The following is a 9,625-nucleotide window of genomic DNA, read 5'->3' as shown; positions in this document are numbered from 1 at the left end:
AATGAGCCCTGTGGAATACAGGACTCAATCCGTTCAGGCCTAGAACCACAATCGTCCAACTTTTGGGGTGCACACCAGAGCGTGGGAACGATCACCTATCAAACCGTGATCAACCGCTCCCGCAACTTGCTGATCTCATCTCGCATCTGCGCCGCTGCTTCAAACTCCAGATCACGGGCAAGCTGATACATCTTCTCTTCCAAGGCTTTAATGCGCTTGGCGATCTCACCCGGTGAGCGCAATTCGGCTTCGTACTTGGCGCTTTCCTCGGCGGCCTTGGCCATGCCTTTGCGCTTCTTGCTGCGCGAACCCGGCACGGTGGCGCCTTCCATGATGTCGGCCACGTCCTTGAACACGCCTTTGGGCGTGATGCCGTTGGCCAGGTTGAAGGCGATCTGCTTGTCGCGACGACGCTCGGTCTCGCCGATCGCCCGCTCCATGGAACCGGTGATGCGATCCGCATAGAGAATCGCTCGACCATTGAGGTTGCGCGCAGCCCGGCCAATGGTCTGGATCAGCGAGCGCTCGGAACGCAGGAAACCTTCCTTGTCCGCATCGAGAATCGCCACCAGCGAGACTTCCGGCATGTCCAGGCCTTCACGCAGCAGGTTGATCCCCACCAACACATCGAAGGTGCCCAGACGCAAATCGCGGATGATTTCGACCCGCTCCACCGTGTCGATGTCCGAGTGCAAGTAACGCACCCGCACGCCATGGTCGGCCAGGTAATCGGTCAAGTCTTCGGACATGCGTTTGGTCAGGGTCGTGACCAGCACCCGCTCCTCCAACGCCACGCGCTTGCCGATCTCCGAGAGCAAATCGTCGACCTGGGTCAGCGCCGGGCGGATTTCGATCTGCGGGTCTACCAGGCCGGTTGGGCGCACCAGTTGCTCGACCACGCGACCGGCGTGTTCCGCCTCGTAATTGCCCGGCGTGGCCGAGACAAAAATAGTCTGCGGGCTGATGCCTTCGAATTCGTCGAAACGCATCGGCCGGTTATCCAGCGCTGACGGCAGACGGAAGCCGTATTCCACCAGCGTCTCTTTGCGGGACCGGTCGCCCTTATACATGGCACCGACCTGCGGCACGCTGACGTGGGATTCGTCGATCACCAGCAAGGCGTCGGCCGGCAAGTAATCGAACAACGTCGGCGGCGCCTGGCCGGATTCACGGCCCGACAGGTAGCGCGAGTAGTTTTCGATGCCGTTGCAGTAACCCAGTTCGAGGATCATCTCCAGGTCGAAACGGGTGCGCTGCTCCAGGCGCTGGGCTTCAACGAGTTTATTGTTGGAACGCAGGTAGTCCAGGCGCTCCTGCAATTCGACCTTGATCCCTTCGACGGCGCCCAGCAGGGTTTCCCGTGGCGTCACATAGTGACTTTTCGGGTAGAAGGTGAAACGCGGCAACTTGCGGATCACTTCGCCGGTGAGCGGATCGAAGGCGGACAGACTTTCAACTTCGTCATCGAACAGCTCGATGCGGATCGCTTCGAAATCGGATTCTGCCGGGTGGATATCGATCACATCGCCGCGCACCCGGAAGGTCGCCCGGGCGAACTCCATGTCGTTGCGGGTGTACTGCAAGTCTGCCAAGCGACGCAGCAACGCACGCTGATCAAGCTTGTCGCCGCGATCCACGTGCAGCACCATCTTCAAATAGGTTTCAGGACTGCCCAGACCGTAGATGCACGACACGGTGGTGACGATGATCGCGTCTTTGCGCTCCAGCAGCGCCTTGGTCGCGGACAGCCGCATCTGCTCGATGTGGTCGTTGATCGAGGCGTCTTTCTCGATGAAGGTGTCCGACGACGGCACGTAGGCTTCGGGCTGGTAGTAGTCGTAGTAGGAAACGAAGTACTCGACGGCGTTGTTCGGAAAGAACGCCTTGAACTCGCCATACAACTGCGCGGCGAGGGTCTTGTTCGGCGCCAGCACCAGGGTCGGACGCTGCACCTGGGCGATCACGTTGGCGATGCTGAAGGTCTTGCCCGAGCCGGTCACACCGAGCAACGTCTGGTGCGCCAGCCCGGCTTCGATGCCCTCGACCATCAGGCGGATGGCTTCCGGCTGATCGCCGGCGGGCTCGAAGCGGGTGACTAGCTGGAATTCAGACATGTATACCTCTGATATCGCGCCAGCGCGGTCAAACCGGCAGCAACGAGAAAGGCCGCAAACGACTCACGTCGCCCGAGGAAAAAACTGGATTGTGCTCAATGTGGTGCCGATTGCCCGCGCTTTCAAGGCAAACGTCCTACATCCCTTGAAGTCTTTGATGCCGACATTCGACTAACGGTCGAAAAATAATCGAAAAAACTTAACCTAAAAGCCGAATCGTCTGTCGCCATCAATCGCAGATGGCCTCTATACTAGCTCCCCGTTTGTGCACCGCTCTAGTGCATTCGGCTGGAGCGCGACACGTCCCTCCACACTCCATTCAGAGCCGCCGCAAAAATGAGCCTGTTCTCCGCTGTCGAAATGGCACCACGCGATCCAATCCTGGGCCTCAACGAAGCATTCAACGCCGATACACGTACCACCAAGGTCAATCTGGGGGTCGGTGTTTACTGCAACGAGGAGGGGCGAATTCCACTCCTGCGCGCCGTTGTCGAAGCCGAGACGATTCGCGTCGCTCAACACGCGTCCCGTGGCTACTTGCCAATCGACGGCATTGCCGCTTACGACCAGGCTGTGCAGAAACTGCTGTTCGGCAATGACTCGCCACTGATCGCCGCTGGCCGCGTCATCACCACCCAGGCCGTCGGCGGTACGGGCGCCCTGAAAATCGGTGCCGACTTCCTCAAGCAACTGCTGCCGAACGCTGTCGTGGCGATCAGCGACCCGAGCTGGGAAAACCACCGCGCCCTGTTCGAAACCGCCGGTTTCCCGGTGCAGAACTACCGCTACTACGACGCCGCGACCCACGACGTTAACCGTGCCGGCCTGCTCGAAGACCTGAACGCCCTGCCGTCCGGCTCCATCGTTGTCCTGCACGCCTGCTGCCACAACCCGACCGGCGTGGACCTGAGCCCGGCGGACTGGAAAAACGTCCTGGACGTGGTCAAAGCCAAAGGTCACGTGCCGTTCCTCGACATGGCCTACCAGGGTTTTGGCGATGGCATCGACGAAGACGCCGCTGCCGTGCGCCTGTTCGCCGAATCGGGCCTGACCTTCTTCGTTTCCAGCTCGTTCTCCAAATCCTTCTCGCTCTACGGCGAGCGCGTTGGCGCCCTGTCGATCGTCAGCGAATCGAAAGAAGAAAGCGCGCGCGTGCTGTCGCAAGTCAAACGCGTGATCCGCACCAACTACTCCAACCCGCCGACCCACGGTGCAAGCATCGTCGCCGCTGTGCTGAACAGCCCGGAACTGCGCGCCCAGTGGGAAGAAGAACTGGCCGAAATGCGCCTGCGGATTCGCGGCATGCGCACCCAGATGGTCGACCTGCTGGCGAAAAACGCGCCACAGCGTGATTTCAGCTTCGTCGGTCGTCAGCGCGGCATGTTCTCCTACTCCGGCCTGACGGTTGAGCAAGTCACCCGCCTGCGCAGCGAGTTCGGCATCTACGCCCTCGACACGGGCCGCATCTGCGTGGCGGCGTTGAACCAGAACAACATTGATGCAGTGACAAAGGCCATTGTTGCGGTGATCTGAGTCTCGCGCGGTACGAAAAACGGGAAGCCTTGGGGCTTCCCGTTTTTTATTCGTCGCAGATAAGTGTCAAAGCGCTATCGGCGCCCTCTAAACTCCACACAACGATGCACCTGTAGGAGCGAGGCTTGCCCGCGAAACTTTTAGCGTCAGTGATGACGCCTTCGCGGGCAAGTCGGATCGCCGCACCGCTCGCTCCTACAGGTTTTGTGTACACCCTGAATTCTGAAGAGAACCACATGAAAAACGATGACCTACGCGCCGACCGTGACGAGCTGGACCATTTCGTTCCTCGCACCCCGGCCAAACGCGGTAACAACCTGGTGCTGCAAGTGGCCGCTGGCGTATTTCTCGGCGGCCTTGCCTTGTGGCTGGTGCAACTGGCCGCCACGATGCTGTACGCCAAGCTGATGCTCGCCACGGTCACCTTCGGCGGTTAAGCCAGTTCGGTGGCTCGCTGACTGGCGGCATCGTCATAGGCGACGTAGAGCGATTCGGCGACCTGACTCTTGATCGCTTTGGCGCTTTCCAGACCGAGGACGAAGCCTTCAGCCTTACCGCCCGCGCGGTTCAAATCGTCAGCGGTGCTGGCCTGAGTGATTGCATCAAACAGCTTCTCGGCATGCGGGCCGACACCTTTGGGCAGGCTGATCTGAGCGATGCTCATGCGAACACCCCGTTGTTTGGAGAGGTGAGGACTGGGTGATTCATGGCACGTACCTTTTCGGCGAATGGCCGGCAGCGCGTGAAACCACTTCCGGGCGGCCATGGTAGACCTCTGAGGCGATTCTGGTAACCGCCCGGGGCCGATAAACCACCGTCCGTCTCCATGAATCCATCAAGTTACTAACAGATGCTTGACTTCTCTTTTTGAATCAGTAACATACACGCCATTCCGCGATAGCTCAGTTGGTAGAGCAAGTGACTGTTAATCACTGGGTCCCTGGTTCGAGTCCAGGTCGTGGAGCCAGACAGCAATATCGAAAAGCCCCTGAATCGAAAGGTTCAGGGGCTTTTTTTGTGTCTGTGTCTCGCCCCTCAGTAAGATTCGGCACAGTGTGCCAAGGCGTCTATCTCAATCAAGTAGCCATGATGCAACGCCGGTACAGGCACCACGGACCGAGCAGGTCGATGCTCACCCAGGTATTGGGCGCAAAGCCTGTCCAGGGCTGGCCAGTATTCAATGCCAACAAGGTAGACCGTGATCTTTAACAGACTCCCGGGTTGGCAATTTGCCTGCGCCAGGATTGCTAAAAGGTTGTTCAGCGCAATCGACGCCTGGACCTCGAAGGCCTGATTTGCGCTGTGGCTACCGTCAGCACGTACCGGCAATTGCCCGGAAACATGCAGCATGCCCTGATAGCTTATCGCCTGGGAGTAATGGCCGCCGGGGGCTGCGGCCTGGGGGGTGTGGATAATCTCGATCTCACCAGCCATGCAAGCGACTCCAGAGGTGAACCTCGCCGCTGCCCTCGCACGCGTGGTAATGAGGAAACTGCGCGCCAGTGGCACAGGCATGATTGGGAAGGATGCGCAGGCGGCTACCGATCGGGAAGCGGTTCACCAGATCGAGATCTTGTCCATCCTCGAAGGTGACAATGCCGTGCTCCTGGTTAACGCTACCAAGCAGCCCCCCTTCGATCCAGGCGCCGGCCTCGGTGCAGACCTGCCCAAAAGCAAAGTCGCGACGTTGTCGCTGGGTACCGCGATCACGGCTCATGGCCATCCAGCCCGAGTCAGTGATGACCCAGCCTTTTTCGACCTGGTGGCCAATCACGGTGGTCAACACGCTTAACGCCAGCTCTTCGGGCCGGCACACACCCACGTTGTGCATCACCAGATCGAAAAACACATACACGCCGGCACGTACTTCGGTGACGCCTTCAAGACTCAGTGCCGACAGGGCCGTAGGTGTCGAGCCAACGCTAACCCGCGGGCATGGCAGGCCGGCAGCACGAATTTTTTCGGCCGCCGCGACACAGATCGCACGCTCCTGCTCGGCGATGGCCTGCAAGGCCGCAAGATCGTTGAGTTCATAACTGGACCCCGCGTGAGTCATCACACCGGCCAGTTGCATGCCACCGCCACACAGTACCTGCGCGACTTCAAGCAATGCGCAATCATCGACCTTAAGCCCTGAACGGTGGCCGTCGCTGTCCACTTCGATCCATACATCGAACGATTCGGCGTGCTGCCGACCAAAGGCGACGATGAGTTGAGCGCCGACCACGCTGTCAGTAATGATGCTCAAGCAACAACCTTGACGCCTTAGATTCAAGGCAAGGGCCAGCTTCCCCGGCACCATGGCCACCGCATACATCACTTCGGTGATACCTGCATCGAAGCAATGCTGCGCTTCCTTCAAGGTTGAAACGGTGACGCCGGATGCGCCGGCGGCCATCTGTGCCTGAATGACGGGCAGGCACTTGCTGGATTTTACATGTGGGCGCAACTGCACACCCAGGGCATCCATCCGCTCCTGCATGCGCAGGATATTGCGTTGCATTCGGGCCACGTCGATGATCGCGGCAGGTGTCTCCAAGGGCAGTATTGTGGCTGACATGAGGTGCACTCCGATGGTTGTCTACCGGGCTTACTCTACGCAGCCATCGTGAAGCTGTGATTCAATAGCTTGTCATTTATCTTTAAGTTGAACTGAATGATTTCTATCGAAGATCTGCGTCTGGCCGTGATGCTCGCGCGTTCCGATTCGCTGAGCGCGGCCGCCAGAGCCCTCAACGTGTCTCCGCCGGCACTGTCCATGCGCCTGCGCAAACTTGAGGCGCTGCTCGGCTTGACCTTGGCCAACCGTGATGCACGGCGCCTGAGCCTTACCGCCGATGGTGAACGTTTCGCTCGTGAAAGCGCGTTGCTGCTGGAACAATTGGAAGCGCTGCCGGAGTCCTTCAAGCAGCACGATGATCAACTGGTCGGCACATTGAGGCTCGCGGCGCCCTTTGGCTATGGCCGACAGCGCCTGGCACCACTGCTGGCACGTTTCGCCAAACTGCATCCGCAACTGCGCCTGCACCTGGATCTGCGCGAAACGCCATGGCCGGACAGGCACGACAGCGATGCCGTGATCCACATCGGCCGCGTCAATGACAGTTCATGGGTCGCCCGGCCGCTGGCGCAGAATGAACGCTGGTTGTGCGCCAGCCCGGATTACCTGAGCCGGCAAGGAACCCCTAAAGCTCCCGACGAACTGCTCAAGCACCGCTGTATCTGCATTCGAGAGAACGACGAAGATGTGACGTTGTGGCCTATGCGCAAGCTCTCTGCCCGGCATACGGTACGCATCGAGCCTGCACTGTTGACCAACGATGGCGGCGTTGCCCGACGCTGGGCCGAACAGGGCCTGGGCCTGGTGCTGCGGTCCCAGTGGGATGTGACGGATGCCATCGCCAAAGGGACGCTGACACGAGTGCTCGCGGACTGGCAGTTCGACAGCTCACCTATCACCCTGTTGGTTCCGTCACGTAAAACCCGGAGTGCTCGCGTGCAGGCACTGACTGATTTTCTGGAGGCATCACTGAAGGTGTGAGAGCACGCCCCCCGAGATAGGCCTCCAGTGCATCCGCCAACCGATCGAAGACCAGGGCGATGCGTGGTATGCGTCGTAGATCCCGGTGCACTGCAATCCAAACGTCTACTGCAAAGTCCACCTCGCCTGGCAGCACTCGGACCAGTGCGCAACGCTCCGCCACCTGACGGGGGCATACCCCAATGCCTATTCCCGCGCGCAAAGCGCTCAGTTGCGCCATATGATTATCGGTGCGCAGCTGAAAGCGCTGATGCTCAAATGGAAAGCCGTGCTCGCTGAGCGTCTGGATGTCTGCGAGGTTTCGGTCAGGGCCGATCAGAGGCAAGTGCGACAAACTCTCCAGGTCCGTGGGCGCACCGTAACGATCAAGAAACTCCTGGGTGGCGTACAACCCCACCGACAGCCCCCCGACGCGCCGAGTCACGACTTCTGACTCTGTGGGGCGCTGCGTTCGAATCGCAATATCGGCTTCCTGGCGGGTCAGCGCTTCGAGGCGATTACTGACGCTCAGTTCGAAGACCAGTTGCGGATTGGCGCGGCAGACGGGCTGCAGCAGCAGTGGCAGTATTTCGATGCCCAGCAGGTCGCTGCTGGTAATACGCACCGTGCCACCGCTATCAACCGCTTCAGCCGAAGCCGCGCGGTTGAATGCCTCGGCGGCCAGCGACATGGTTTCAACATGGGTTATCAAGTCGCGAGCCATCTCTGTGGGAATCAATCCCGAGGGCGAACGGATAAACAGGTTTACCCCCACGCTGTTTTCCAGTGCTTCAATGCGTCGGCGTGCAGTTGCCTGGGCGATGCCGAGCAGGCGTGCGGCCCCGGAAAGACTGCCGGTGCGTAAAACCGCTAAGAAGGCGCGTTGATTTTCCCAATGAAAATTAAGTGGGTTCATACATTTCCTATTAGCAGCACAGCCACTTTATGGAATGGGTTTCGAACAGACCCGACGTCATCCTGTCCGGCAACACAGGCCCATGCGGCTCAATAACACAGACATAAAGAATACGAGAGGCTTACATGGAAATTACTGGCAAATGCCGTTGTGGTGCGGTGAGTTACATCCTGGCCATGGGCAGCTTACCTGCGACCTACGCCTGCCATTGTCTGGACTGCCAAACATCAAGCGGCAGCGCATTTGGCTTGCATGCATTACTCCCCGAAGGAGTCATCACGGTAAACGGATTGCTGGTCGACTACGCAAACAATGGTGCTGGCCAGGTGAGTTGTCAGCGCATTTGTCCGCAATGTCATACGCGCTTGTATAACACGACCAGCGCAGCCCCCGGCATGGTGGTGCTGCGCGCCGGGACGCTGGACGACAGTACTCAAATCAATCCGATTGCGCACATCTGGGTCAAGCGCAAGCAGGCTTGGGTATGGCTTCCTGACGACGTACCTGCCTGGCCGGAAAGCCCGACTCCGGAAGCCTTCGCCCAGGCTTTGGCCAAAAGCTGATTTAGATCCGTCATTAACTTTTGATTAATGACAGATGGTCTTGAATTGAATCAAGGATTCACGAGCGTTGCGTAGAGTAAGCCATGCATGCCGATATCGATCGACTCTCGGCCTCCGCATCCTTTATCGACCCGACAAACGAAAGGAATACATCATGCGTACATTCAAGCGCCTCATGAGTGCCACGGTAATTGCGAGCTCCGCGTTTGCACTCGGCACGCTGAACACTGCATTTGCGACGCAGAACGCCAATGAGAAACCGACCGTCATACTCGTGCATGGAGCATTTGCCGATTCTTCGAGCTGGAATCAGGTCACGGCCCGACTCCTGGAAAAAGGCTATCCGGTCGTCGCAGCGGCCAATCCGCTTCGAGGGGTCAAGCATGACGCTGATTATGTCGCCGATATTGTCGGGCAAACCGCAGGACCGGTAATCCTGGTCGGCCACTCCTATGGTGGCGCCGTGATTACCAACGCTGTGCATGACAATCCCAACGTGAAAGCGTTGGTCTATGTGGCCGCTTTTGCTCCAGACAAGGACGAAACCGCCGTCGAACTGTCAGGGCGCTACCCCGGTGGAACGCTTGGACCGACACTCGCGCCCCCGGTAATGCTCGATGATGGCAACAAGGACCTTTACATTCAGCAGGACAAGTTCGGCCAGCAATTTGCCGCAGACGTCGCAGCGCCGCAGGCGGCGCTCATGGCGGCAACTCAGCGACCGATCACCGAGAGCGCCTTGACCGAGCCTTCCGGCGAACCTGCCTGGAAGAGACTGCCTTCCTGGTTCATCTATGGCTCGGCAGACAAGAACATTCCCGAAGCAGCGTTGAAATTCATGGCGCAACGCGCAGGGTCTAAAAAGACGGTCACCGTGCAGGGAGCATCCCATGTCGTGATGACCTCCAATCCAGACACAGTGGCGGCGCTGATCATTGAGGCGGCGCAAACATCTGCCCAGTGAAGAATCATAAAAAAG

At 58.9% G+C, this 9,625-nt stretch carries 10 protein-coding genes and 1 tRNA gene; 6 read left to right on the top strand and 5 right to left on the bottom strand.

Features of this window, described 5'->3' with window-relative positions; genetic code table 11:
• Positions 1 to 98: 98 nt before the first annotated feature.
• On the bottom strand, positions 99 to 2,114 hold the full coding sequence (gene uvrB, locus ACIQV9_RS23765; RefSeq protein ID WP_403106675.1) for an excinuclease ABC subunit UvrB: 2,016 nt from the start codon (positions 2,112 to 2,114) through the stop codon (positions 99 to 101).
• A gap of 336 nt (positions 2,115 to 2,450) precedes the next feature.
• On the opposite strand from uvrB, the gene ACIQV9_RS23760 reads away from it, so the two are divergent.
• Both ACIQV9_RS23760 and ACIQV9_RS23755 read left to right on the top strand, forming a co-directional pair.
• Complete coding sequence (locus tag ACIQV9_RS23760; protein ID WP_403106671.1) at positions 2,451 to 3,647, top strand: amino acid aminotransferase; 1,197 nt, start codon at positions 2,451 to 2,453, stop codon at positions 3,645 to 3,647.
• 236 nt (positions 3,648 to 3,883) lie between these two features.
• Positions 3,884 to 4,084, top strand: a complete 201-nt coding sequence (locus tag ACIQV9_RS23755) for a hypothetical protein (RefSeq protein ID WP_010456060.1) — start codon at positions 3,884 to 3,886, stop codon at positions 4,082 to 4,084.
• Here the strand turns inward: ACIQV9_RS23755 and ACIQV9_RS23750 are convergent.
• On the bottom strand, positions 4,081 to 4,311 hold the full coding sequence (locus ACIQV9_RS23750) for a hypothetical protein (protein ID WP_010456061.1): 231 nt from the start codon (positions 4,309 to 4,311) through the stop codon (positions 4,081 to 4,083). The two genes, ACIQV9_RS23755 and ACIQV9_RS23750, sit on opposite strands and share 4 nt — an antisense overlap.
• A 227-nt stretch (positions 4,312 to 4,538) precedes the next feature.
• Between ACIQV9_RS23750 and ACIQV9_RS23745 the strand changes: the two genes are divergently transcribed.
• A tRNA-Asn gene (locus tag ACIQV9_RS23745) sits at positions 4,539 to 4,614 on the top strand.
• Positions 4,615 to 4,682: 68 nt separating this feature from the next.
• Here the strand turns inward: ACIQV9_RS23745 and ACIQV9_RS23740 are convergent.
• Positions 4,683 to 5,081 carry a RidA family protein gene (locus ACIQV9_RS23740; protein ID WP_403106666.1) on the bottom strand — a complete coding sequence of 133 codons (399 nt, stop codon included), beginning with the start codon at positions 5,079 to 5,081 and terminating at the stop codon, positions 4,683 to 4,685.
• Positions 5,071 to 6,207, bottom strand: a complete 1,137-nt coding sequence (locus ACIQV9_RS23735) for a DSD1 family PLP-dependent enzyme (protein ID WP_403106663.1) — start codon at positions 6,205 to 6,207, stop codon at positions 5,071 to 5,073. Before ACIQV9_RS23735 ends, ACIQV9_RS23740 begins: the two co-directional genes overlap by 11 nt.
• Positions 6,208 to 6,303: 96 nt before the next feature.
• Between ACIQV9_RS23735 and ACIQV9_RS23730 the strand changes: the two genes are divergently transcribed.
• Complete coding sequence (locus ACIQV9_RS23730; RefSeq protein WP_403106660.1) at positions 6,304 to 7,188, top strand: LysR family transcriptional regulator; 885 nt, start codon at positions 6,304 to 6,306, stop codon at positions 7,186 to 7,188.
• Here ACIQV9_RS23730 and ACIQV9_RS23725 read toward each other — a convergent pair.
• The gene (locus ACIQV9_RS23725) at positions 7,103 to 8,083 is read right to left on the bottom strand and encodes a LysR family transcriptional regulator (protein WP_403106657.1); all 981 of its coding nucleotides are present in this window, start codon (positions 8,081 to 8,083) and stop codon (positions 7,103 to 7,105) included. The genes ACIQV9_RS23730 and ACIQV9_RS23725 overlap by 86 nt on opposite strands.
• Before the next feature lie 125 nt (positions 8,084 to 8,208).
• Here ACIQV9_RS23725 and ACIQV9_RS23720 point away from each other — a divergent pair, with 125 nt between their 5' ends.
• A complete protein-coding gene (locus ACIQV9_RS23720) occupies positions 8,209 to 8,646 on the top strand; it encodes a GFA family protein (RefSeq protein WP_403106654.1) in 438 nt (145 codons plus the stop codon).
• Positions 8,647 to 8,800: 154 nt separating this feature from the next.
• Positions 8,801 to 9,610: an alpha/beta fold hydrolase gene (locus tag ACIQV9_RS23715; RefSeq protein WP_403106651.1), complete on the top strand. Its 810-nt coding sequence runs from the start codon at positions 8,801 to 8,803 to the stop codon at positions 9,608 to 9,610.
• Positions 9,611 to 9,625 lie beyond the last annotated feature (15 nt).

It is taken from the genome of Pseudomonas sp. NPDC099000 (assembly GCF_044759925.1).
Classification (GTDB): Bacteria; Pseudomonadota; Gammaproteobacteria; order Pseudomonadales; family Pseudomonadaceae; genus Aquipseudomonas.
The sequence above is the reverse complement of the archived record's forward strand: the minus strand, read 5'-3'. Positions and strand labels throughout refer to the sequence as shown.